General features: G+C 65.0%; 20 protein-coding genes and 1 pseudogene. 10 read left to right on the top strand and 11 right to left on the bottom strand.

The window, feature by feature from the left end; translation table 11 throughout:
• Positions 1 to 56 precede the first annotated feature (56 nt).
• The 3 genes from PX52LOC_RS32385 (at position 57) to PX52LOC_RS32375 (ending at position 4,134) form a co-directional block, all read left to right on the top strand.
• Positions 57 to 1,496, top strand: coding sequence for a DUF1501 domain-containing protein (locus tag PX52LOC_RS32385; protein WP_149113960.1), 1,440 nt, complete (start codon positions 57 to 59; stop codon positions 1,494 to 1,496).
• 1,254 nt (positions 1,497 to 2,750) lie between these two features.
• Positions 2,751 to 3,260 carry a tetratricopeptide repeat protein gene (locus PX52LOC_RS32380; protein WP_149113959.1) on the top strand — a complete coding sequence of 170 codons (510 nt, stop codon included), beginning with the start codon at positions 2,751 to 2,753 and terminating at the stop codon, positions 3,258 to 3,260.
• Between the two features lie 31 nt (positions 3,261 to 3,291).
• On the top strand, positions 3,292 to 4,134 hold the full coding sequence (locus PX52LOC_RS32375) for a YitT family protein (protein ID WP_149113958.1): 843 nt from the start codon (positions 3,292 to 3,294) through the stop codon (positions 4,132 to 4,134).
• A gap of 8 nt (positions 4,135 to 4,142) precedes the next feature.
• On the opposite strand, the gene PX52LOC_RS32370 is transcribed toward PX52LOC_RS32375, so the two are convergent.
• Positions 4,143 to 4,667, bottom strand: coding sequence for a hypothetical protein (locus PX52LOC_RS32370; RefSeq protein WP_149113957.1), 525 nt, complete (start codon positions 4,665 to 4,667; stop codon positions 4,143 to 4,145).
• 73 nt (positions 4,668 to 4,740) lie between these two features.
• Positions 4,741 to 8,433: a beta strand repeat-containing protein gene (locus PX52LOC_RS32365; protein WP_149113956.1), complete on the bottom strand. Its 3,693-nt coding sequence runs from the start codon at positions 8,431 to 8,433 to the stop codon at positions 4,741 to 4,743.
• Between the two features lie 700 nt (positions 8,434 to 9,133).
• Between PX52LOC_RS32365 and PX52LOC_RS32360 the strand changes: the two genes are divergently transcribed.
• Positions 9,134 to 9,802: a PEP-CTERM sorting domain-containing protein gene (locus PX52LOC_RS32360; RefSeq protein ID WP_149113955.1), complete on the top strand. Its 669-nt coding sequence runs from the start codon at positions 9,134 to 9,136 to the stop codon at positions 9,800 to 9,802.
• Between the two features lie 20 nt (positions 9,803 to 9,822).
• Here the strand turns inward: PX52LOC_RS32360 and PX52LOC_RS32355 are convergent, their stop codons facing one another.
• Together PX52LOC_RS32355 and PX52LOC_RS32350 are read right to left on the bottom strand one after the other, a co-directional pair.
• Entirely contained in the window at positions 9,823 to 11,220 is a 1,398-nt protein-coding gene (locus PX52LOC_RS32355) for a sigma-54-dependent transcriptional regulator (protein ID WP_178132585.1), read from the bottom strand.
• Between the two features lies 1 nt (position 11,221).
• Positions 11,222 to 12,724 carry a sensor histidine kinase gene (locus PX52LOC_RS32350; RefSeq protein ID WP_149113953.1) on the bottom strand — a complete coding sequence of 501 codons (1,503 nt, stop codon included), beginning with the start codon at positions 12,722 to 12,724 and terminating at the stop codon, positions 11,222 to 11,224.
• Between the two features lie 836 nt (positions 12,725 to 13,560).
• Between PX52LOC_RS32350 and PX52LOC_RS32345 the strand changes: the two genes are divergently transcribed.
• A complete protein-coding gene (locus PX52LOC_RS32345) occupies positions 13,561 to 15,375 on the top strand; it encodes an alkaline phosphatase family protein (protein WP_168219348.1) in 1,815 nt (604 codons plus the stop codon).
• A 332-nt stretch (positions 15,376 to 15,707) separates the two neighbouring features.
• On the opposite strand, the gene PX52LOC_RS32340 is transcribed toward PX52LOC_RS32345, so the two are convergent.
• The 4 genes and pseudogenes from PX52LOC_RS32340 to PX52LOC_RS32325 all read right to left on the bottom strand — a co-directional run bounded on the left by PX52LOC_RS32340 (position 15,708) and on the right by PX52LOC_RS32325 (position 18,318).
• Positions 15,708 to 16,295, bottom strand: a complete 588-nt coding sequence (locus tag PX52LOC_RS32340) for a hypothetical protein (RefSeq protein WP_149113951.1) — start codon at positions 16,293 to 16,295, stop codon at positions 15,708 to 15,710.
• 329 nt (positions 16,296 to 16,624) lie between these two features.
• Positions 16,625 to 17,005 (bottom strand): DoxX family protein, encoded by a 381-nt coding sequence (locus tag PX52LOC_RS32335; protein WP_149113950.1) that lies wholly within the window; start codon positions 17,003 to 17,005, stop codon positions 16,625 to 16,627.
• Positions 17,006 to 17,045: 40 nt separating this feature from the next.
• Positions 17,046 to 17,607: pseudogene (locus PX52LOC_RS44210) on the bottom strand (dihydrofolate reductase family protein).
• A gap of 36 nt (positions 17,608 to 17,643) precedes the next feature.
• Entirely contained in the window at positions 17,644 to 18,318 is a 675-nt protein-coding gene (locus PX52LOC_RS32325; RefSeq protein WP_218575197.1) for a dihydrofolate reductase family protein, read from the bottom strand.
• A 430-nt stretch (positions 18,319 to 18,748) separates the two neighbouring features.
• Between PX52LOC_RS32325 and PX52LOC_RS32315 the strand changes: the two genes are divergently transcribed.
• Positions 18,749 to 19,624: a S1/P1 nuclease gene (locus PX52LOC_RS32315; protein WP_168219347.1), complete on the top strand. Its 876-nt coding sequence runs from the start codon at positions 18,749 to 18,751 to the stop codon at positions 19,622 to 19,624.
• Positions 19,625 to 19,957: 333 nt separating this feature from the next.
• On the opposite strand, the gene PX52LOC_RS32310 is transcribed toward PX52LOC_RS32315, so the two are convergent.
• Positions 19,958 to 20,311 carry an acyl carrier protein gene (locus tag PX52LOC_RS32310; RefSeq protein WP_149113948.1) on the bottom strand — a complete coding sequence of 118 codons (354 nt, stop codon included), beginning with the start codon at positions 20,309 to 20,311 and terminating at the stop codon, positions 19,958 to 19,960.
• A gap of 657 nt (positions 20,312 to 20,968) precedes the next feature.
• Here PX52LOC_RS32310 and PX52LOC_RS32305 point away from each other — a divergent pair.
• The 3 genes from PX52LOC_RS32305 (at position 20,969) to PX52LOC_RS41260 (ending at position 22,462) form a co-directional block, all read left to right on the top strand.
• Positions 20,969 to 21,403 (top strand): hypothetical protein, encoded by a 435-nt coding sequence (locus PX52LOC_RS32305; protein WP_149113947.1) that lies wholly within the window; start codon positions 20,969 to 20,971, stop codon positions 21,401 to 21,403.
• Positions 21,404 to 21,480: 77 nt separating this feature from the next.
• Complete coding sequence (locus PX52LOC_RS32300) at positions 21,481 to 21,909, top strand: hypothetical protein (protein WP_149113946.1); 429 nt, start codon at positions 21,481 to 21,483, stop codon at positions 21,907 to 21,909.
• A gap of 193 nt (positions 21,910 to 22,102) precedes the next feature.
• Positions 22,103 to 22,462, top strand: a complete 360-nt coding sequence (locus PX52LOC_RS41260; RefSeq protein WP_168219346.1) for an outer membrane protein assembly factor BamB family protein — start codon at positions 22,103 to 22,105, stop codon at positions 22,460 to 22,462.
• A 175-nt stretch (positions 22,463 to 22,637) separates the two neighbouring features.
• Here the strand turns inward: PX52LOC_RS41260 and PX52LOC_RS32290 are convergent, their stop codons facing one another.
• Complete coding sequence (locus PX52LOC_RS32290; RefSeq protein WP_149113944.1) at positions 22,638 to 23,060, bottom strand: hypothetical protein; 423 nt, start codon at positions 23,058 to 23,060, stop codon at positions 22,638 to 22,640.
• A gap of 534 nt (positions 23,061 to 23,594) precedes the next feature.
• On the bottom strand, positions 23,595 to 23,813 hold the full coding sequence (locus tag PX52LOC_RS32285) for a hypothetical protein (RefSeq protein WP_149113943.1): 219 nt from the start codon (positions 23,811 to 23,813) through the stop codon (positions 23,595 to 23,597).
• Positions 23,814 to 24,031: 218 nt separating this feature from the next.
• Here PX52LOC_RS32285 and PX52LOC_RS32280 point away from each other — a divergent pair, with 218 nt between their 5' ends.
• The gene (locus tag PX52LOC_RS32280; protein ID WP_149113942.1) at positions 24,032 to 24,469 is read left to right on the top strand and encodes a hypothetical protein; all 438 of its coding nucleotides are present in this window, start codon (positions 24,032 to 24,034) and stop codon (positions 24,467 to 24,469) included.
• The last annotated feature ends 32 nt before the right edge of the window (positions 24,470 to 24,501 follow it).

Genomic DNA, 24,501 nt, shown 5'->3' with positions numbered 1-24,501 from the left:
GTTTCACCCTGGCTAACGACTGCCGCCGCACCGCGACTGAAGACATCGGAGGCGATATGACATCTTCCTTCCCCTGCGGGCACACCCGCCGCGAATTCGTCTGGCAAATGGGCGGCGGCTTTGCCGGCACCGCGCTTACGAGCTTCCTCCTCGCCGACGGGTTCTTCGCCAAGCACGCCACCGCGACGGAAACTCCGACGGCCCCGAAGAAGTCGCACTTCCCGGCGAAGGCCAAGAGCGTCATCTTCCTGATGAACGGCGGGCCGAGCCAGGTGGACACGTTCGACCACAAGCCGATGATCGAGAAGCACGCCAACCAGTCGCTCCCGGCGGACAAGAAGTTCATCAACTCCGGCGGCCGCAAGGTCGGGTTCCTGACGCCGGGATTCCGCAAGTTCCGCCCCGGCGGCAAGAGCGGGCTGATGGTGTCCGATTACTTCCCGAAGGTCCGCGAGCACGCCGACTCGCTCGCTGTCATTCGGTCGTGCCACACGGACAGCCACGCCCACGGGTCGGCCCTCGTGCAGATGAACACGGGCAAGACGTTCATCGGCCGGCCGTCGCTCGGCAGTTGGGCCGTCTACGGCCTCGGCACCGAGAACCAAGACCTGCCCGGCTACGTTGTGCTGATGGACAAGCGCGGCGGCCCGATCAGCGGCCAGCCGAACTGGTCCAACGGCTTCATGTCCGCGGCGTATACCGGCACCCTGTTCCGCCCGACCGGCGACCCCATCCTCGACCTCCGCGGCCCGGCCCACGTCACGCCGAAGGTGCAGAAGGAGCAACTCGACCTACTGGCGAAACTGAACCAAGAGCACCTCGACGCCCGGCCCGGCGGCCGTGACCTGGCGGCCCGGATCAACAGTTACGAACTCGCGTACCGGATGCAGTCGGCGGCCCCGGAAGCGGTGGATTTGTCGAAAGAGACGAAGGCGACGCTCGACCTGTACGGCGTCGGCAAGCAACCGACCGACGAGTTCGGCCGCAACTGCGTGATCGCCCGGCGGTTGGTCGAACGCGGCGTGCGGTTCGTGCAACTGTACAGCGGCGGCGGCCACCTGGAAGAGACGTGGGACGCGCACCAGAGCGTCGAGAAGAACCACGGCCGGCACGCCGGCGAGGTCGATCAGCCGATCGCGGCCCTACTGGCGGACCTGAAGCAGCGCGGCCTGCTGGAGAGAACGCTCGTCGTCTGGGGCGGCGAGTTCGGTCGGATGCCGTTCAGCGAGGGCAAGGGCGAGCCCGGCCGCAACCACAACCCCTACGGGTTCTCGATGTGGCTGGCCGGCGGCGGCGTGAAGGGCGGCACCGCTTACGGCGCGACCGACGACCTAGGTTTCGAGGCGGTCGAGGATAAGGTCCATCTGCACGATCTGCACGCGACGATCCTGGCCCTGCTCGGCCTCGACCACGAGAAACTGACGTACTTCCACCAGGGTCGGCACGAGCGGCTGACGGACGTGGCCGGCCGCGTCGTCACGGGCGTTATCGCGTGACACGGCCATCCCCGCCTCGCTGTCCAGCCCTCGAACACGATTTGCCGTTCACCCTGAAGCCGACGTCGGCGCGGGGCGTATTGCGTTCTGAGCGTGCGGACGCTGCCGGTTACGTAGCGATTGGGGGCGGCCCGTCGAACGCCACGCAGTACATTGCCCCGTCGATCGCAAAGTTGCCGCTCACGACGGTTCCCACTGCTGACGCTCGAACCGCGTCCGGGCGGCTGGGTTGAACAGGGCGGTATGGAATGTCACCGCAATCCGGATCGGGTCCGCGGCCGGCGGGTCATGAGGGGTGGGGGCGCGTTTGTCAACGCAGGGGTTGAGTCGGCCACAGAGTCGAGTTTTGGCGGTGACGGGCCTGTAATTTCTTTCGTGCCAGCCCGACTTGGTAACGCCGTTACGATCGGTTCGGGATCCCCCGGGCCAAGGGCATAGCTGCACGCGAGCTGCGCGACCAACTGTACGTGGAGAACCCCAGTTGGCCACCAGCGTTACTCAACACTTGATTGGGGTGTCGATTGACGGCCATAGATCACTGGTTGCCTTCGATCGATCCGTGAGGGTTTTGATGTTAATCACCGAGGCCCTCGCGGATCGACCGAAAGGCAAAGGAACATTGGGTCCTGTGCAACTTTTGAAACGTGCTGTGCAGTATCAGTTCAGGAAGTTTTCCACCGGCCAAAAAAATCAGTACGCGGTAGTTCAAATCACACCGCGTTTGAGGACAGCCGATCTTACGGCATTGCGATTGCTTTAGTTGTTCAATTTCCTCCTCTGGCCGAGGGGAGATTTATCTCATGAACTGTTCCCTAGTTGCTGACTTGGGTCCGCGTTTTGTTGCCGTCTGTGTGGCGATCGTGGCCTTGTCCGGCCTGGTGAACGCGCAGGACCGGGCGGGGTATTCTCGAATCTCGCCGTCCCCAAGTCGCGTGGTGGTTGACTCAGGGCACCAATCCCCAGATCCGGCGATTCATCTGCACAAGAATCCGTCCTTGGGCTCGTGGGGGCGAACTACGGAACCCACGGGCGAGCCTCCATATCCCACTGTACGGTCAACTCGTCCGCGGTCGTCGGTACCGTCCGATCCCGTCGGGATGATGGGGAGGTGCTTCCACCCCCGCCGACTTCATATCGTGCATTGCTCCTGGCTGATTTAGCGGTCGAGGATCGACACCTTTCCATTTATCCCAGCCAACCGGCGGCCGGCTCGTCCCTGGACTGAGTTGTGTGCCGCCGCCCAGGAGAATATGCGTGAACCTTCACCAACTGTCGCTCAACGCACTTGACCTGTCCGATCAGAACGACCGCCCGCACGATCTGCTCGCGCGGGTCAGTGTCTGTCTCGATCGCGGAAAACCCGACGAGGCACTGAGCCTACTGGCGGGACCCGGTACGCCCTGGATACAAAACGCTCGGGCGGTGTGCCAGATGCGGACCGGTCGGCCCGCCGAGGCGGCCGGCATCCTCCGGCGGCTGGTGTTCGAGCCGTCTGGGCTGGCGATGAAGCAAGAGGTGCCCGCCGTCTTCCAGGCGAACTACGCGACCGCCCTCCTGCTGGAAGGGAACACCGACGGGTTCTTCTCGGTGTTCCACGCGATCCGCGAGCGGGGCGACCCGGCCGTCGCCCGTATCGACGCGGCCCTCCGCCGGTGGAAGCGGTCGATGAACGCCTGGCAGCGGATCGGGTCGTTCTTCGGAACGGGCGGTCCGTCGTTCACGATCGACTTCACGCCCGGCGACCTCGGATCGGCCGACCAATGACGGCCACAAACTTCGTTCACACAAAGGTATCATGGCAAGCGTCAAACCACGGTGGAACTGGCTCTACCTCACGACCGGCATCTTCGTCGCGTCGCTCGGCCTGGCGAGCTTCTTGCTCCCAAGTCACTTCATCGACGGCGGCGTAACCGGCGTGTCGATGCTCATGTCCCGAATCTCCGGCCTGCCACTGTCGGTCTTCCTGGTCCTCGTGAATGCCCCGTTCGTCGCCCTCGGGCACAAGCACATCGGCCGGCGGTTCGCGGTTACGAGTTCGGTGGCCATCGTCGGGCAGGCGCTGTGCCTGGAGTTCGTCCCGTTCCCGGTGGCGACGACGGACAAGTTCCTGGCGGCCATATTCGGCGGGTTCTTCGTCGGGGCCGGCGTCGGCCTGGCGATCCGCGGCGGCGGCGTCCTCGACGGCACGGAAATCTTGGCCGTGATCGTCAGCAAGCGGTCGTTCGCGACCGTCGGCGAGGTCGTCCTCGGGCTGAACGTCCTTATCTTCGGCACGGCCGCGTTCTACCTCGGCGTCGAGCCGGCCCTGTACTCGGCCCTGACGTACTTCGCCGGGTCGAAGACGATCGACTACCTGCTCCACGGCATTGAGGCGTACAACGGCGTCCTCATCATGTCGGCGAAGCACGAGCCGATCCGCCAGGCGATCCTCTCCGAACTCGGCCGCGGGGTGACGACGTTCATCGGCAAGGGGGGCTACACGGCCGCCCAGACGGAAGTGCTGTTCTGCGTCGTGACGCGGCTGGAAGTGACCCGCCTGGAGGGGGTGGTGAAGGGGATCGACGAGGGAGCGTTCATCGTCGTCTTGCCGGTCCATGAGGCGACGGGCGGCGTCGTGAAGCGGCGGGTCTTCCACTGAGTCACAGCTCAGAAGTCGCGGGTCGGGAGGCTTGCCGCGGCCACCACGACCGGCCGGATCGCGTATTCGATCAGGAAATCGGCGAGGGGGTCGCCTCGCCGCCCGCGGTAGCCGACGGACCGGTACACCAACCGCCGGTCGCGGTCGAACAGTCGCATCCGGCTCGCCCCGAACGCGGCCGACAGACGACTCGCGACGGGGCGGTTCGGGTCGATCGAGGCGAGGTACTCGGCCACGTGCTTCGCATCCAGGTGGGGGATGTCTTCGATCGCCGGTAACACGACGTCCAGGAACCGCCGGCCGATCTCTTCGTAGGCTTTCTGAACCACCTGCTGGGACGCCCCGGCCGCGACCACGTCCGTCGGCCGAAGTTCCAGGTGGTCGAGGACCGACCAGCCGAATCGCGAGAGAAAGAGCGGGTCGTCCGCCCTTGAGGTGAGTAACCGCGTGCGGGCTTGCTCGACGAGCAAGGCCAGCAGGGCGAGGTCCAGTCCGATCGCGGGCGTTCGTTGCGGGTCGGCGGTCGGGACCATGGGCTAGGATCTCGGGCAGGGGGAACGGAAACCGGGTCCGCCGGGAACTCGTGTTCCCGGCGGACCGACTGAGTTACGACACCGTCACGAGTGCGGACTCTTCGCCCGGGTTCCCGGCTGCGTCGGACCCGCGGGCGTGAACCTGGAAGTCGCCCGTGACGCCGGCCGGCAGCGAGTACGCCCAGGTCGACCAGTCCGCGAGGCCGGACGTGTCGGTGGCGGCGTAGAACAGTTCGACCGAACTGGTGAAGTCCTGCGTCGTCTCGTCCCAGAACAGCCCCGAGCCGTTCACGTCTTGAACGCTCACCTCGATCCCGGTCACGCCCGTGCCGGGGCCGTCACTGGCCGTGCCCGTGATGCCGCCGGTCGAAGTCGGGTCGATCGTGACCGTCGGAGCCGCCTGGTCCGAAACGATCGTGTACGTGGTCACCGCATTGCTGGCGTTACCGGCAGAGTCGAAGGCCACCCCGGCCGCGATGTCGATTGTCACCAGGCCATCGGTGGTCGGGGTCACGTCGAACGTGTACGTCTGAGCGTCCACGGCGACGAAATTCGACACCGTCCCGTTCGTCACGGTCAGCCCGGTTTCGTCGAACCCGGTCACGCCTTCATCGAACGTGACGGTGAACGAAATCGTCGCGGTGTTCGACGGGTCGGTCGCCGTCGTCGACAAGGTCGGCGTCGGGGCCGTGACGTCGTAAACGACGGTGACGACATTCGACGCCGGATTCGGGTTGCCGAGGGCGTCGGAGATCACGCCCGGCAGCACGGAAACCGTAACATCGCCCTCCGCGGTCGGGCTGACGTCGAAGGTGAACGTGCGGCCGTCCACGGCGACGAAGCCCGACACCGTGCCGTTCGTCACGTCCAGTCCGGTCTCATCGAACCCGACCACGTCCTCGTCGAACGTGATCGTGAACGACAGGAGGCCGGCGTTCGTTGCCGCCGGTGCCGTCGTCGAGAGTGTTGGCACCGGTCCGGTCGTGTCGAACGTCAGGGCGAACGACGCGGTCACGTTGCCGTTGCCGGCGGCGTCGAAAGCGACCCCGGCCGCGATGTCGACTGTCACTAATCCGTCGGCGGTCGGCGTCACGTCGAACGTGTAGGTCCGGGCGTCCACCACGACGAAATTTGACACGGCCCCGTTGGTGACGGTGGTACCGGAGTTGTTGAACCCGACGACATCTTCATCGAACGTGACGGTGAACGAGATCGGGCTGGCGTTCGTCGGATCGGCCGCCGTCGTCGACAAGGTCGCCGTCGGTGCGGTCCGGTCGGACGTAACGGTCACATCCGCTGATGCCGTGCTAGCATTGCCGGCGGTGTCGAAGGCGGTGCCGCCCGTTACAGACACCGTCACGGGGCCGTCGGCGGTCGGGGTCACATCGAACGTGTACGTCCGCGCGTCCACGGCCACGAAGTTCGACGTCGTGCCGTTCGTCACGACGATCGCGTCGTCGCTGAACCCGGTTACGTCCTCATTGAACGTGACGGTGAAGCCTATCGTCGCAAGGTTGTTGACGGTCGAAGCCGTCGTGCTGACGACCGGCACGGGGGCGGTCGTGTCGGAGGTGATGCTGAACGTGCCGGCCGCCGTCGGGGCACCGGCCGAGTCGAGCGCGGCCCCCGGTGGGACGGCGACGGTGACGAGGCCGTCCGTCACCGGCGTCACGTCGAACGTGTACGTTCGGGCGTCCACCGCGACGAAGTTCGACGCCGTGCCGTTCGTCACGACGAGGTCGCTGACGTCGAAGTCGGTCACGTCGTCGCTGAACGTCACGGTCACGGGAATCGGCGTGAGGTTGGTCGTGTCGGACGCCGTTGTCGAGATCGTCGGGGCGACCACGGTCCCGGTGAACGTCACCGTCACGTCGTTCGAAATGGTATTGGCGTTCCCGGCCGCATCGATTGCGACGCCCGCGGCCACGGAGACAATCACATCGCCCGTGCCGGCCGGGACGACGTCGAACGTGTAGTGTTGGGCGTCGGCCGCGACGAAGTTCAGTACGGCCCCGTTGACGACGCTGACACCGGTGGCAGTAAAGCCTCTCACGGTTTCGTCGAACGTGATCGTGAACGGGATCGGGTTCACGCCGGTCGAATCACCGGCCGTGGTTTCCACCACGACGCTCGGGGCGGTTCGGTCCGACGTGATCGTAAGGCTGGCGGCCGCACTTGCGTTGCCGGCCGCGTCCATGACCGCACCGGCGGCGAGGTCGATGGCGACGAGACCATCGACCGTCGGTGTCACGTCGAACGTGAACGTCCGGCCGTCCACCGCGACGAAGTTCGAGAGCGTGCCGTTCGTCACGGCGATGGTCGAGGAGTCGAGGTCGCTCACGCCTTCGGAGAACGTGACCGAAACCGGGATCGAGACGAGGTTCGTTGGGTCGGCCGCCGTGGTGGCGAGCGTCGCGACGGGGGCAACGCTGTCGAAGACCACGCTCGCGCTGTTGGACGCCGTGTTCGGATTGCCCGCGGCGTCGGCGACGGCCCCGGCCAGTACCGAAACGGCCACGCTTCCTTGGCCGGTCGGCGTGACGCTCACGGTGTATGTGCGAGCGTCGGTGGACGCGAGGGCTGTCACCGTGCCGTTCGTCACACTGAGGCCGGCGACCGTCAGCGGGCTGACGTCTTCACTAAAGGCGATCGTGAACGGGATCGGGTTAACATTCGTCGGGCTGGTCGCGGTCGTGTTGACCACTGCCGACGGGGTGGTCGTGTCGATCGGACCGGGACCGAAGACAACGACCGACCCGAACGGCAGGCCGGGGAACGACGAGATATCCAGGCGGGCGAGGGATATCCCGTCGAAGGCTCGGAGGTTGGGGGCTTGGCCGGGGCCGTCGGCGGTGACGATGTCGTTCGTGCCGTTGCGGTCCACGTCGAAGACGGACACCTGCACCCCGTTGCGGGCGTTCGTGTTGTCGTAAGCGAAGAAGCTGTGCGTCTGGACGCCCGTCCCCCCGGCGAAGGAAACGATGCGCGGCCCACCGGCCGGCCCGGCCGCGGCGATGACTTCCGCCCGGCCGTCACCGTCCAGGTCGCCTGCGGCGACTTGCATGCCGCCGCGGAACGACGGTTCGAAGGCGAAGGTGTTGAGCAGGATCTCCGAGGTCTTGCCGTCGACGACTGTGACGCGCGGGCCGCCGCCGACGCCGGCCCCGATCACCACGTCCGGGGTGCCGTCGCCGTTGTAGTCCCCGGTCGCGATGTTCACGCCTTCAATCGCCGCGTCGAACGGTCGGAACTCCTTCAGCACCGCCCCGTCGGTCCCGCGGAGGACCTGGATGATTTCCACGCCGTTCTTCACGGCCCCGACCACGACGTCGGCCAGTCCGTCGCCGTCGAAGTCCGCGGCCGCCACCGTCACGCCGCCGCGGTTGGTATCGTCCCCGGCGAAGAAGGTGCGGATCAAGCTCCCGTCCGCCCCACTGAAAACGCTCACGACCGGGCCGCCGCCGCGACCGGCCCCCGTGATGAGGTCCTCGACGCCGTCGCCGTCCACGTCGCCGATCGCCACCCGCACGCCGCCGGTGAAGGTGGATTCGTAAGCCGGCACGGTGAATTTGAGTTGGCGGGTGGCCGCGTCGAACACGGAGACGGTCGGGGCCACGCCAAACTCGACCGCGCTCGCGATCAGTTGTTGAGCCGCCGGCGTTAGCCGATCTTCGAGTGACTCGCACCTCAGGCCGGTCGGCTTCGCCTTCTTCGCGGCGGTGGTCAGTTGCTTCAGGACACGCTTCTTCCAAAACGCGGGGAACATGCAAAAACTCCTCAATGAGAACCGACGACGTTTTCGATCCGCGGGCCGGCGGGCTGTCGAGGGACAGCAGTTCCCGGCCGCCGATCGTTGATCCTTGTCAACGCGGCTGGTTCGCGATCGGGCTACCCACCGGTCAAGACCGTGGTGGAATGGCGGATGGCTTGCGGTTCAACGCACGCATGGGCGACGATACGCAAACACAATGCCGACGAGAGGGACTCAACTCTGGCGATCGTCGGCACAACGTCGGAAGAGTCGTCGCCAAGAAAAAGAGAACGTGAAATTGCCTGAAAATAAGCCAATTACGAAGAGAGGCAGGATCAGTGTCGTACGACGTCCGCCCGCGCATCCGTTACTGCCAACCGGTCATGTTAACGATTTCTCACGGTCCATGCCGAGATGCTTTGGCCCATCAATGGTGGTGGTTCGGGGTGCTGTGCACTCGTTCAACAGTCGTGTGCAGCTGGCGCACACGTAAGCCATACCGCGAAGCCGAAGGGCCATACCCTGTCGTGTTCATTTTTTGAGTTCACGCGCTCACCTTTTGAACAGCCTCGCTCGCCTCGACCGTTCGGATTGGGCTTGCGAAAACTTTAGGCCTCCCTAGTTGAAGTCGTCACAATTTTCTCCGCGGCATCTTGGTTGCGATTCCCAACTATCTCGCCATCGCAATGGTTCCGTCACGGAGAGTTCGACCCTCATGAAGACTGCTTTCGGCTTACTCACGATCACCGCCATGATTACCCTTTCGCTGAAGGCCCAAGCCGGTCCGTTACCCGCGTGGAGCTATCGGACGCCGACGAATTCGATCGCCGGCATCGACGGTCTGACCGGCGGCCTGTCCTTCCCGAACGACGACTATGCGTCGGTAGTCGGCGGCGCCATCGTTCCCATCACGGCCGTCTATTCGTGGTCGGGCGCACCCGCCACCGACCCGGATCGCGTCACGGACCTACCGTATCTGTTCGGCGTCGAGTTGCGGGACGACCTGTCCGCCACGACAGCCTATCTGTCGTTCGAAGGCACACTCACCGGTAGCCTTTGGCGAACGGGAACCGAGTTGCAAAATGTCTTCTCCGACCCGTTCTCCGACACGACCACTTTGGGCGGCCGTGTGTATTCCGTGACGTTAGAACAGTTCGACGCTCCGACCGGGTACGGGGTCGCGAACGGAGGCCGAATTTGGGCCCGAGTTGACATTCGAGATGCGGACGAGGGTCGGCCGGAGGGGCCGTCGAATCCGTTGGAGAACATTCACGTCCCCGAACCTTCGACGCTGGTGTTAATCGGGACGACGGTGCCGATGGTATTCACCTGGTACCGTGGCCGACGCGAGAAGAGAATTTCAAGCATGACCGGCCGTCGGTGACGTGCCCGCGGATGGGGGCGTCAGCCGCCGCCCCGCGATTGCAACTTGGACCGCAGCGTGTTGCGGGAGATGCCGAGGAGTTCGCTGGCCTGGACTTGGTTCCCGCCAACGAATTCGAGGGCCTCGTCGATGACGACGCGGTCCACCTCGGCCATCACCTGCCGGTACACGTCTCCCGTCCCCGACGCGAGGAGCGAGCGGACGACCTGACGGATGTCCCCGGTGACGGGCAGTCGTTGCCCGGTCGTGTTCTCGCCGCGGACCGACGGCGGCAGGCAATCGACGTTCACCACGTCGCCGACGGCCTTGATCGTGGCGAACCGGATTGCGTTGTGCAATTCCCGAATGTTCCCCGGCCACCCGTACCACTTCAGCAGGCGAACCGTGTCGGCGTCGAAGGGCTGAAACGTCTTCCCGAGTTGTCGGCCGAACGTGCGGAGGAAGTGTTCGGCGATGAGCGGGATGTCGTCGCGGCGGTCCCGTAGCGGTGGCAAGGCGATCATGAACCCGTTCAGCCGGTACAGCAAGTCGTTGCGAAACGACCCGGCCGCCACCATCTCGTCGAGCCGTTGGTTGGTAGCCGCGATGAGGCGAACGTCGGTGGTCACGGAACTGTTCCCGCCGACGCGGTCGAACCGCCGCTCTTGCAACACCCGCAGGAGTTTGGCTTGCGCCGCCGGGGCCATGTCGCCGATTTCGTCGAGGAACAGCGTGCCGCCGTTAGCCTGTTCGAACTTGCCGACCCGCTGCCGATCCGCCCCGGTGAACGCCCCGCGCTCGTGGCCGAACAACTCGGACTCCAGCAGCGTTTCGGGAATGGCCGCACAGTTGATGGCGAGGAACGGCTTGTTCGCCCGCTTGCTGTGCTGGTAGACGGCGCGGGCGATTAGCTCCTTGCCGGTGCCACTCTCGCCGGTGATGAGGACCGTCACGTCCTGCGGCGCGAGCAGGCCGATGGACTTGTACACCGCCTGCATGGCGGGGCTGCGGCCGACGATCTCGTCGGCGTCGGGCGGTACCGGCTCGCCCGCGAGAACGGCCGGGACGCTGTGCATCCGCCGGAGTTCGATGGCCCGCGCCACAAGGTCGCGCAGGTGGTGGATGTCCACCGGCTTGAGCAGGTACTCGAACGCCCCCCGCTTGACGGCCTCAATGGCCGCTTCCGTCGTGGCGAACGCCGTCAGGATCATCACCGGCAGCTTCGCGTCGATCGCCTTGATCTGGTCGAACGCTTCCAGCCCGGTCATGTCGGGCAACCGCATGTCGAGAATGACGGCGTCAGGCTTCCGCTTCTGGACTGCCTCCAACCCGTCGGCCGCGGATTGGGCCGTGAGGACGTCCCAATCGCCGATCGAAAGCCCCGATTCGAGCGAGTACAGGAGGCTCGGCTCGTCGTCGATGATCAAAATCTTCGGCACTTCACCACCCCTCATTCGAACGATCGGCGATAGCTTCGGCCGTCTGGGGATTCGGTACGGGCTGCGGCAGGCGGACGGTGAAGGCCGTCCCGCCGTTGGTCCCGCCACTTGCTTGAATCGTGCCGCCGTGTGACTCGACGATCCGGCGGCAAATCGACAGCCCCAGTCCCATCCCCGCAGCCTTCGTACTGACGAACGGTTCGAAGATGCGATCCCCCAAACCAGCCGGCAGACCGTTCCCCTCGTCTTCGATTCGCAAGACAACCTCTGAACCCGGGTCCGGCGTTGCGACCGCCACCCGCACCTGTCCGCCCTTCGGCTGGGCGTCGAGGGCGTTGTAGAGCAAGTTGTAGACGAGTTGCCGCAGTTGGTTCGGGTCGGCACACACACAGACCGCCTCCGGCGGCGCGTCGATCTCCAGTGTAACGCGCTGGAGGTTCGCCCGTGCCCGGATCGTGTCCACGGTCTGTTCCAGCAGGACGCGCACATCGAACCGTTGTTTGTCCGGTTGCGGCGGCCGAGCGAAGTCGAGGAACCCGCTGACAATCTGTTCCAGCCGCGTGATCTCTTGCTCTAACACGGTGAGATCGCGGGAGCCGAACGGTGCCCGCCGTAGCGGGTCGGCCGCCGTCTGGACGATGATCTTGATCGCGGCGAGCGGGTTGCGAACTTCGTGGGCGATGCCCGCCGCCATCTGGCCAACCCATGCGAGTTGCTCGGCCCGCAGGGCGTTCCGCTCCGTCTGTTCCAGTCGTTCGAGGACGGCCGAGACGGACTTGTCCACCCACTCGGCCGCGTCTTCCGCGGGCGGAGCTACGGGGGACGGGACGACGGCCTCCAGGCGGGCGGCCGTATGGCGGAGACGGTCGTCCGTCTGCTCGATGGACCGGCGGATGCCGGTGGTGACGGCCCACCCGCCGAGCAAGCCACCGGCCGCCCCGCACAGGCCGAGAACGACTAGCCCCACCGTAAGGCTGTCCGCGAGGCGGGCGGTTTCCCGGCTCGTCTCGGTCAGCACTTCCTCGTTCACCCGGCGGTACTCGCGGGCCGGTTCGAGAATCTCCCGTTCCGGAAGTTCCGCGAGTTGGGCGATGCGTCCCCGGAGTTGGTCCGCCGGACCGTCCCGCCCGGCACGGGAAAGTTCCCCGAAGAGTCGGTCGTGGCCGAGCCGTACGCGGCGCATCAGGGCTTGCTCCTGGTCCGTCAGTGCCCACTCTTCGGCCGTTCGCAAAGCGTCGGCCGTCTCCCGCTGGAGCCGCGGGATCGCCTCCAGGTGGGCACGGTCTCCGGTGATCAGGAAACGATCGAGGGCCGCATCGACTTCGCGGATGTGGCCTTCCAGCTCCTGGGCCGCGACGACGCTCACCACGTTTTCCGTCAGGCTCGCGGCGAGGCTCTGCTGGATGCCCCGGATGTACCATGCCGCCCCAACCGCAGTGGCCAGCAGCAAAACACTCACAACCGTAATGGGCAATAGGAGGCGGGGGGCGATTCGGCGATCCACGGCGTCCTCGGTCTGTTCAGCCGTTGCACAGGCGTGTGCAATCGTTGCCAAGCTTACCTTTACGACGTTTCCCGCGCCCGCTCGGACTGCCGCCGCGGGATTAGAAGCCGGAAACGTCGGTGAACGACTCGCCGGTGTTGTTCCTTTTTCGTCCGGCGGGAGTACGCGCGAAACCATCTTGAAACACCCTGCCTTTGACCCGGTTGAGTTGGCGGAGGCCGAGCGGATGTAACCCGCGAACGCACCTTATGCGACTCAAAACCCGTCGAGTGGACGTCGCACGCCCAGGCCGGCCTGTTCCGCAGGTGCGTGTCCACCATCGTCGGACTCACGCCCGCACCCTGCAACTCCGACACCGCGCGGCAACAACCTCTGAGTTTGCGCGCCGGTCCACCCTGGCGGCGAGCATTTATGGAAGGAATTCCTTCGGCCGACTGGCGATGCGGTCGCTCGATCAGTGTCGTTCGTCCTCTGGCGGCAGTCACTCGCCGGGCGAAGGCGGGATTTCGCTCTGGTTGCGGACATGCATTCCTCGCGGAATGAGCGGACAGGCGTCGTGGACGAGGTGGACCTGACACCGGTTCGGTTGATTCAGATCGTGGCGGAGCTGCGGACCTTTCCGGTGCGAGAGTGGAACCTACCTGCTGTAGCAGAATATCGCCCGGGGAAAGGATCGCACCACGATCTTCGGCGAATCTTCACAAAGGGGAAGGGACCCGTTCTCGTTCATGGTGTTGCTGGGTTTGGGCCGATGCCTGTCGTACATTGCCGTACAGACACTCGCCGGGCCGGTCAGTCGTTTGCTGCACCGGACCTCCCCCGAGTTTGGACTACCCATGCCGCGTCTCACACTGCTCGTCTTGCTCCTCGGGTTCGGCTTGCTGGCCGTCAGCACGGGCTCCCCCGCGCTGCCTGCGATCCCACAACCGGTCGCGGGCAAACTCCCCGTCAAACTCGCGGTCCTCATTGTCTTCGACCAGATGCGTGGCGACTACGTGGACAAGTGGCGGCCGCTGTTCGGTCCTCGCGGGTTTCGCCGCATCCAGAAGGACGGGGCGTGGTTCCCGAATTGTTTCTACCCCTACGCCGGCACGAGTACCGGCCCGGGTCACTCGGCACTGCTCAGCGGGGCGACGCTCGACAAGACCGGCATCATCGAGAACGAGTGGTACGACCGAAAGGCCGCCGCCCTCGTGTACTGCGCCGGGTCGGATCGCTATGCGTTCGTGCCGCCGCTCCCGGCCGCCCTGCCGACAACCTCATCGAAGGCCGACGTGACGCCGCGCAAGCCGAAGCCGGTCGGCCATCCGGACTTCATGCTGGCCGAGACCGTGGCCGACGTGCTGAAGCGGGAGACCGCCGGCAAGGGCAAGGTGTTCGGCCTGTCGCTGAAGGACCGCTCGGCCATCCTGCCGACGGGCAAGCGGCCCGACGGGGCGTTCTGGTTCAACGGCCAGTTCGTCACGTCCACGTACTACACCGACACGCTCCCCGCGTGGGTTAGCGAGTTCAACCGGAAGCCCTTTAAGGGCGGCCGGCCGTTCGCCGATCAGTGGTTCGGCCGGGACTGGGTGCGATCGCGGGGCGATCTGAATTACTCCGCGTTCAGCGGCCCCGACGAGGTGTCCGGCGAGGGCCGACTCAACGGCCGCGGGGTCACCTTCCCTCACATGATGACGGGCGGCAAGGACACGTTGGGGAAAGAGTACTATGAGGCCCTCGCCAACTCGCCGATGGGCAACGAGTTGCTGCTGGCGTTTGCGAAGGCGTGCGTCCGAGCGGAACAACTCGGCCAGGATGACGTGCCCGACCTGCTCGTCGTTAGCTTCTCGTCGAACGACGTGATCGGGCACACGTTCGGCCCCGACTCTCAGGAAGTGCTCGACGTGACCCTCCGGTCGGACGAAATCCTCGCCGACTTTCTGGAGTTCCTCGACGAGGCCGTCGGACCGGGGAACTACGCGGTGACGGTCTCGGCCGACCACGGCGTCGGCCCGTTGCCGGAGGTCGCCGCCGCGACGCTTCCCGAGGCAAGGAACTCTACGCGGGTGGATCTGGCGACGTTCCTCACGGCCGCCGAACATCACCTGAGTTCGACGTTTGGCCCGCCGCAGGGCCCGCCGGGCAAGCCCGAAGACTTGGCCGACGAGGTTAAGGCGCTCAAAGGGCAGACCGGGCTGTGGATCGAATCGGCCCCGACGCCGTGGGTGTATTTGAACCGGCGGCAGACCGACGCGAAGAACGTGAAGACGGGCGACGTGGCGACAAGCCTGGTCGAATGGCTGAAGCGGCAACCGGCGGTCCAGACGGCCTACACGGCGGACGAGATTGAGACGGCCCCCCACCCGGACGACACGCTCAAGTTTGTGCGGCGGTCGTTCGTGGCCGACCGGGCCGGCGATGTGTACGTGCTACTGAAGCCGTACTATCTCTTTGCCGACCGCCTGCGGGCGCGGGGCACGGGCCACGGCACCCCTTACGACTACGACCGGCACGTACCGCTCCTGGTCTACGGCCCCGGGTTGGCCGTCGGCCGTCGGTCAGAGGGGGCTGTGCCCCAACAGGTGGCGGCCATCGTTTCGCGCTTCCTCGACTTGCCGCGACCACGGGACGCGGCGTACGACCTGCCGAGGACGCTGCTCGGCCGGTAAGGTATCGGGTATTTCCGCCCACCAGTGACGCACGATACGTTTCGCAGGCCTGCGAACGCGAGAAGAAGGCGCGTACGCCGGTGTGACCGTTCGCGACATCAAACGAGTGGTCACGTCTTCCGCACGTCGGAGGTGATCATCGGCGGTGTGCCGGGCGTGAAGGCGGGGTGAAACGGGTGGCCGGCAACGCCGCCATGCCGCGAACTCGCCGCCTGGTGAAAGTGCGGGCGGTGGCAGGGCCGGGAAACGCGAAGTCATCGCGAATGGGAGTGCCTGGCCGAGAAACGGGTCAACAGGTGGCGATGTCCGGTGCACCGCTAGGTTCGGCCCGCTCACTCTTTGGCACGCTTCCAGGCGTAGTAGTACGGGTCGCTGTCGCCCTTGAACTCAGTCGGCCGCTCCAAATCGTAGGTGCCACAGTAGTGGAGCGTTTCCCCTTCGAGACGGAAAATCGCCTTGACCGCTTTCCCCTTCGTTTCCCCTTCCTCGACGAGTAAATCCGCCGAGGTCATCTTGTCACCCACGTCAATGACCTTGATCTTGCCGGAGTAGCCCTCGGCTCCCGGACCCTTCATGGTCCAGCGGTCCCCCTTCACCGTGAAAGATCCGCCATCGTCGAGCTGATAGTCCCCCGCCCACTTTGCCAGTTCCTTCTTGGCCGCAGCCTCGGCGGGGGTTAGGACTGCCCGCTTGAAGGCCACCAGCCCGCTCCCGAGCGGACCCACGAACTCCCACCCGTCGTTGGCCAGTTCGTTCAACTTCTTCGTGCCCGCTTTCTCGTCCGCACCGAACGCGACGGCCTTATACTCCCACCCGGAGACGGGATTGGTTTCTGGAGTTTTCGGAACCGGGGCCGCAACAACCGGCAAAAATAACGTGGTGCACCCGACGAAGGCGACGATGCAAACGCTCCAGCGCATGGCGAAATCCTCCACGTCTGCCGACGAGTAATTTGGCAGAACCCCGTTCTGTCGAACTGGAGCACCCTGCGACGGGTTAGTCGCGCGACCCTGGTCGCAAGGCTAACCGCCTGCCGACCGTCGGTCAATCGCCAACTCGACCGTCGGTTTTTTTTCCCCACCTCCGATCGACTGGGCGACCGGCCACACGTCCGCGGGTGATGGGTCGTGGAGGTGCTCGGAAAGTGGTGAGCATCTCCAATGTTTGAAGGTGCTCGCGGTGGGGTGTGAGGAATTTCCTCACGTCACGGGCCTGCCCAAGGCCGAGGAGAAGTCCTCCCGGCCAGCCGTCACTCCATCACGAACGGCACCAGCGCCCGAAGCTTCCGGTCGCGGAGGTATAGCCCGAGCCACGCAATGATGCCAACGATGACTGGCACGAAGAACTTGCCGTCGTTGGCGTGGACGTGGGTGGCAACCGCCCCGCCGAGGTAGGCGAGCATGAGCAGCCCACCGAGGTAGCGAGTCTTGGGGACGAGGTAGATCACGAACGTCGTTAGCTCAATCACCCCGAGCGGTAGCGCCGTGCTCGCCGGATACGTCTTCGACCACTCATCACTGAAGCCCTCGGGCTGGGCGATCTTGAAGAAGGCACTGGGCAGGAAGACAACGATGAGGAGGCCCGAGAGCACCCACCCGGTCACGCGCTGCCACTTCGGAATCGCTTCCATCCGCTTGTCTCCAGTTTGTTCAAGCCCTTCGGGAAAACCGCTACCCTTTGGGCACATACCGCATGGCGACCATCCCGGAGCGGAATTCCACCCGACTCACGAGCTTCAAATCGACGTACTTCGAGAGGCCCGATAACAGCGTCGGCCCGTGGCCTGCGATCCGGGGGTGAACGACGAACTCGTACTCGTCGATCAACCCCAACTCCGCCAAGGCGAGCGGGAGCTTCACGCCGCCCATGCTGATTCCCTTGCCGGGTTCCCGCTTGAGCTGCTGAACGGTCTGCCCCAGATCCGCACGCACCAGCTCGGCGTTCCAATCGACCCGATCGAGGGTACTCGACAACGACGTACTTCTTCGCCGCGTGGATCGTGTGGGCGAAGGGTTCCATCCAGGCCGGCATCCACTCCGGTCTCTCTCCAGTCTCCGCGACCGGCCGCCAGGATTCTTCCATCATTTGGTAAATGACCCGGCCCAGAAGGAGGGCATCCGCCTGCTCGATGTTCCGGGCGTGGTGGCGGTGCATGTCTTCGTCCGGGACGCCGGCCCGGTGATCGACGCAGCCGTCCAGGGTGACGTTGATGGAATATCGAAGCGGTCTCATTTCGTGGTCCTTCAGTGGGCGGGTTCCTTCGCATCCTTACTTCAGCATTCGCAGCGGCCCGACGTGTCGGTACGTATTGAGTAGAGCGCCCGTGGGCGAGGTCTTGGTGCTGATGAAGGCGAGTTCGCGGGCGGCGGTTTCCGAGAAGAAGCGTTTGCCCTGACCGATCAGGACCGGATAGGTGACCAGAGTGACCCCGTCCACCAACCCCTGCTCGAACAGTGTGGCGGTCAGGACCGTGCTTCCCCAGACGAGCAGGTCAGGGCCATCGCTCGACTTCAGGGTGCGGACGCCTTCCAGGGCATCTGAGCCGAGATTTCCGATTGGTCCCCATTCGAGGCTCTCCGGCCTGTAGGTGGCGACGTACTTCGTGGCGGCGTTGATGCTCTCGGCGAATGGACTGCCCTTTATCTTCGGCCAGTAGCTGGACCAGAGATCGTAGGTACTCGTCCGAGGAGAAGATCGTAGCCTTTGCCCTGTGTCTCGATCAGAGCTGCTGCCCCCGTTGGGGAGCGGTAACGTGCCGTCCAATCGCCATACGTGGAGTCTTCGTTTCCGGTTGAGATGATACCATCCAGCGAGACGTGCGCGAATATCCTGATCTTTCTCATTATGATTCCAGTCTCCGTGTCGTGGCTGGTCTTCTACCATCCAGTCGAACAGGCCGGCAGGGAATCGACACCGCCCTGGGAGAAACGCCGAAAAGTTCACCGGGGCGCTTGTGTTTAACCAGCATTTCCCTTCAGCGCCGCAAGCAGACTGCGGAATTCCTCGGCACACTCTGGGCAGAGGTCGGGGTGCTCAGCCGCTTTCCGGAGTGGTTCTGGTACGGGTTGTGGAGGGAGGCAACCCGTTCGGTGTAACTCGGCGCGTATGTCAGCCAGTCGTCGCAACCGATCTCGTCCTGCTGGGTTAGCGGCACGTACTTGGCCAGACGTTATTCTTACCTCACCCGTGAACAACCCAGCCATTGCCTTGCGTGGCCTATTTAGGTCATGTCGGCGAGCCGCATTCCGGCCATCATTGCTCGTAACCCATCCGCCGCCTGCGAACGAAAGTTCACCCATCGAAGGAGCAGTTCATGACGGCGTCATTTGCGCGGACGAGATCCCGCACGCGGCACTCTCCCACGGCAAGGTCGATGAAAGCTGGATGGCTCTTCCTCACCGTCGTACTCGGCACGGCCTCCCTCACGACCCCCGCCCGGGCGTGGGGGCCGGACGGGCACCAGATCGTCGCCCGCATTGCCGAACTCCACCTGTCGGCCGACGCGAAGGCGGAATTGGCCGCTCTTCTACCGGACGCCGGCTTGTCCGACTCGAATCACATTTCCGACACGAGACTCGCGAGCTTCGCCGATTTCGTCCGCCACAACTCCCACTTTCCGCAGTATGCCCAATCCGGCCCGTGGCACTTCGTGGACATCCCTATCAGCCCGGACGGCCCGGTCGCCTACGATCCTCAGAAGCACTGCAAGGACGGGCAGTGCGTCCTCGAACAGATTGAAGGGTTCCAGAAGGTGCTGGCCGATAAAACACAGCCCAAGAAGAAGCGGCAGGAGGCGTTGGTGTTCCTGGTCCATTTCGTCGGCGACATGTCACAGCCGTTGCACTGCGCGACGCGGAACGACCGGGGCGGGAACGACGTCAAGGTTCACTACCTCGGCCAGTCGGGGAACCACCTGAACCTCCACTCGGTCTGGGACGACAATTTGGTCCGCGAGAACATGGCCAGCTTCGACGCGATCAAGGCCGCGAACCAGATGAACGAAGCGATCACCGACGCCGATGTGGCGGAGTGGCAGGGTAAGACGACTAAGGACTGGATGCTGGAGTCGTACGAGCTCGCCCGCACCTCGGCGTATCGGGTGACGCCGAACGGGGAGTTCCTCGCGACGACGGGGACGGTGAACCTGGGTAGCGACTACGTGAAGGCCAACGCGAAGGTCGCCGGGTCTCAACTCCGGAAGGGCGGCGTTCGCCTCGCGAAAGTGCTGAACGACGCACTCAAGCCGTGACGCCGGCGGCCACTCGGAACGACTCGGTCCGTCGTTCCCCTCCTTCCGCCACGGAGGAGTGCCGTGCGAACAAGCCGTCGCCCGCGCCCGGCAACCAATCCGACCCGGGCGCGGGCTGCGACCTTGTGGGCGGGCGGCGTCACCGGCGAGCCCTCACTTCTCAATCACCTAAAATCGGCGATCCGCCGGCTTCTCCTTCGACTCCGCGATCGCGGCCACGTCACTGGCCTTGGTGGCCGTCAGCTCGAACCGTTTGGCCCAGGCATCTAGAACCTCGTCCTGATCTGCTACGGCGTCTTCAAGAACCACACCACATTCGGCCTGGCCTGGGCATCAAGAATCGCCACGTGACAATCCGCCATCTTTTTCACCCCCGTTCGGAGGGACGTAGGCATTCCGACGTTTCAGATTGAGTTCATTGATAAGGGTTGCGGGGGTGAGATCCGACGCCACCACTCCGAATTCCTGCGATACCCACCCAACAACCTGCCCCCACACATCATCCGGGGACGGTACGGCCACGTTACCCTCGGTCGACCGCCGGCATCCGGTGGTGACGATATCGGCCATCGATCGCCACTCGTACACGTCGTCGTCGGGGATCCTCATACCAAAACAATCTTCGAGATGAAGGGTCAGTTCCAGCCACACGATGAAGTCAAGAAGCGAGTCATCGACCAAAAACATCCCGTGCCCTTGTTGGAATTGGCCACCGGGCCGTGGAGGTTTGGCCCCGAGCCAATTCCGAAGCCGCTCGAACAAACTGCACCTCCCTCCATCTGCGAACGGTTGTGTGCCTCAATCTACGGAGGCGGTATATTGGGAGTCGGGATTCCCCTCTTCGTTGGCAGCGTTGCCCCAGCGTACGGCCCCGCGGTCGCATCTGCAAGAACCAACTCCGCCGGTGCAGTTTCGGAGTGGGCAGATGGTCAACGCGCCTCCGGCCGGCGCCCCATCCGCCAGAGGAAGCGGAAGTGCGAGCGGACGCTGCTCGTCAGCGACAGCTTGTTGTAGGAGGTCCCAAATTCCGACGCGGCCGCATCGCAGCAGAGACCGCACCATGAACGGCACCACGGACGCAGAACGACAGAACGACCCCGAACGGTGATCACGGGTCGAGTCGGCCCGCCAGCAAGCCCGCGTCCGCCTCGCGCTTATGCGGGCGGCGTCCGATCGGCGGCGGGAGGATCGACGGCCGGACGAACGCACCGACCCGCTGCGTGAATTGTGGCGGAAGTGAGGATCGAGCGGCGTTCGCTGGTCGGGTGAGAATTGTTGACGAGTCCGAATCGTATGGCTAGCATCTGCCGTGTCGGCGTGGCTTCCCCTTCCCGACGGTGAGCGATGGCCCCAGTCGTCCCGGTTGACCGCTCCGCTGCCCTCCACCAGCCAACCGCGCCACCAAAGTTCCGGCACACCCGTTGGTTTCTGATCGCCTTTTACGCCCTCGCCGTCGGCCTCGGCGTCCGAAGTATCCGGCCGTCGGACCCGTCGGCGTTCGACCTCGTCGGCCCCCTCCTGTTCGCCGTGTGCCTGGGGTGGTGGGGGATCGTGGACGCCCGGCGTCGGAGGCAACCGATTCCACTCCTCTCGCGACCGTGGTTCTTCCTCGCGGCCGGAATTGTGGTGCCGATGTACGTCGTTTATTCCCGCGGATGGCGGGGCGTCGGGTGGATTGTTTTGAACGCCGCGTTGTGGTTCACCCTCTCGTCGGTCGTCATGTACGCGGGCTGGTTGATGATTCACGGGGAGGCAGGATGGCGTGCCCTCGGTCTGTAGCGTCGGCGTTCCCATTCCCTGCCCGTTGACCCGGCAACAGGGGGCGGGTAGGGTGAGGGGCAGAGGAAAGGGTGTTTATGAAGCAACACAGCGTCCGTGACCTCGCGATGGCCCTGTACGGTGCGGGCGACGCAGTGGCCAAGATCGACGTCTTGTCCCGAATCGTCATCGACCTGCTCGTCGAGGTGGAAGCTCTCCGCGGGGCCGTTCATCAATCGCACGGGGGTGGGGCAGCTGACCCGGTCCACGCCGGGTACGACATCCCCTGCCACGACAAAACTCTGACGGACGGCAAGGCCGCATACCCGACCGCCTATGTGGACGCCGCCTACGCCCTGCACAACGCCGCGGGGTCAACGGGCGGCGTCGAGAAGTTGCTCGCCCGGTTCTACTCGACGACCGGGGCGGAGCCCCGAGAAGCCTTGATGTTGCGACGGCTTGGCTACTCCGATGCCGAGATTTCTCGATTCAAGGCCGCGGTCGAGCACGCCGAACAGTTCTCTTGACGATCGGCAACTTCCCCGCTCTCCTGACACCACCATCTACCCTCGCCTCGACGGCAATACCGCCCTCACACCCTGGCTCCGAATCGTGCCGATCCGGTTGGACTTCGCCGCCCGTCGCCGACACTCACCGGGGCGAAATGCACTGCCGGTCCGTTCGAATAACCCATCGTCACCAACCCCGAGGGCTTCCGCCGTGCGCCACCTCGACCAACTGATTTTCGTCGGCCTGAACGGGTACGCCGTGGCCCTGGACCGGGACACCGGGGCCATCGTCTGGTCGTGCGACGAGATGAAGTCCGGGTACGTGACCCTGCTGCTCGACGGCGATCAGCTCATCGTCTCGACGAACGGGTATCTGTACTGCCTCGACCCGCTGACCGGCCGGGTGCTGTGGAACAACCGGATGGCCGGGTACGGCGGGGGCACGCCGACGTCCCTCGTCTCCGTCCGCGGCCAGACGTCGCAGACGTTCCTCCAGCAGGCGGCCGCCGCGATCGCCGCCCAGCAAGTGGCGCACCACCAGGCGGCCGGTCCGGGAGCGGCTGGGTCGTGAGCGGGGCATTTCGGCGAATCGATGCCGGAAGTGCCGTTCCGGGCGAAAGAAATGAAGAAAAGCTTGTTCCGGGGTGCGGGCGCACCGCACGCCCTACTCGCTGCCGGCTTCTCGACCCCGCCGGCCAGGTCCTTCGCCTCGCCGATCAACTCCTCCCGTTCCTTGAGCCGCTTCTTCACATCGTCGAGGTCGCCGAGGTCCCGGCCCCACCGATGGGGGAACTTCCGCTCGAGTCACCAGACGAGGTGCTTCGGGTCGGCGGAGCGACCGGCCTCGAGGACCTCAACGACGGCCTTGGTCTCCGTCTCGGCTTCGGCAAAGACGACGGCCGGGGGAAGTAGCCGTACACGCTCGCCCGGTACTTCCGGCCCGACCGCATCCAGTTGAGGAACGTCCGAGGGCTGACGTTAAGGGTCGCGCAGGCGATCGACCGGAACTGGCCGTGGAGGATGAGTTGGACGAACGCCTCGGCGAGTTCGGCGGTCAGATTCGTCGGCCGGCCGCGACGGTTGCCGTCGGCGTCGTCGGGGTTCGGCCCTGGGCGGTCGTCCGGCGGGTCGCCGTCGTCGGGCGGTTCGGGCGGGGCGGTGCTGCTCATGGGTCGGCTCGCGGGGGCGGGGTCACGCAGAAGGGAATCGGCGGCCGCGATCGCCAATCGATCGTCAAGTTCCGGCAAACGGAACCGGGACGCGGGTCATCCTACGGGCCACGTAGCCCGAGCGGCCATCAGACCGAATTGTCGGGGAGGTCCCTGGGTCGCGCGGTTCCTTGCAGAGCCATGAGCCGTGGTTGCCTTGCGGAAAATACTTGAACACGCTTCCGATTCTTGCCGCGCGAATTAGGCCTAAGGGCTGGGCCCGCCGTCTGTGTGACGGCGTGTTCATCCCACGAACACGCTATCCGCAGCCCCCGTCTCGAGCGTCGAGTCCGGGGCAGGTGTGTCGGTCGAACCGATGCGACTGCCCAAGTACCGACTGACGCGACTGGCAGAACTGGTCGCGAGATCAGCTTTCCCGTCGTCGTCCAGATTCTTAACCGCGAGTCGCACCCCGTCTCCGGCACGGGCATCGCCGGCGAAAAAGTTGGCCCGGATGGTTTGCACTCCTCGGAGTAAGAAGCTCTAACAGTACCGTCAGTCGTTGAGGATGCGGTTGCAGCAGACCTTGATACAGGCGAGGGTGGGGAACGCCTGGTGGATGTCCGCCCGCTTGTCGTACCGGACCTTGAGCCGGCGGTTCTGGTGGATCGCCGCGAGCGCCTGCTCGACCACGTACCGTTGTGTCCCGAGGCCGCTGCCGTGGCCGGTACCCCGCCTCGCCAGCACCGGCTCGATGTCGGACCACCGAAGCAACTGCCGATGGGCCGCCGAGCCGTACGCCCGATCGCCGAGCAACCGCCCGGGCCGCCGCTCGCCGCCATCTGCGAGCAGTACGACCAGCTCGCGGCCCTGCAGACGACCCGGTTCTGGACCGGCCTCGAAATCTCCGCCCAGCGGGCCGGCCGCGGCAACCAGAGAAGCTGTCCCGGATTGAGCAGGAGAAGGAGGGCCGCCTGGGCCTGGCCGAGCGGGTGGCCACGAGCTCGCCGGACGACCTGAACCGCCTCAACCGCGGGTTCATCCTTGCTAACCAGGCTAACAACCAGAGGAACCTCGACAACTTCGGCGTCGACGACCGCCGGGCCATCGTCGACGCACTCCGGACGGCCGGCGGTGCGACCCTGACCGGGTTCAACGGGGCGCCGCGGGCGGACGACCTCCTGAAGAAGATGTTGTCGAACAGCTTCGGCGGGGCGTTCAAGCTGAACCCGGGCCAGGACGCCGAGGAGAAGCGGCTCCAGGACGTGATTGCCGACCGGTTCAAGACGGCCGAGACGGCGGTCCAGGGGCTCATCAAGTTCCAGGAGAAGACGACGGCCGACTACTTCAAGGCCCAGGCCCAGCAGCAGAACGAGTTCTTCAACCGCCTCGGCGGGTTCTTCGCCCAACAGAAAATCGGGGACAAGTAGAACCAGCTCGGGCAGGTCGGGGGCCAACTCCA

This window comes from Limnoglobus roseus, from assembly GCF_008254045.1.
GTDB lineage: Bacteria > Planctomycetota > Planctomycetia > Gemmatales > Gemmataceae > Limnoglobus > Limnoglobus roseus.
The sequence above is the reverse complement of the archived record's forward strand: the minus strand, read 5'-3'. Positions and strand labels throughout refer to the sequence as shown.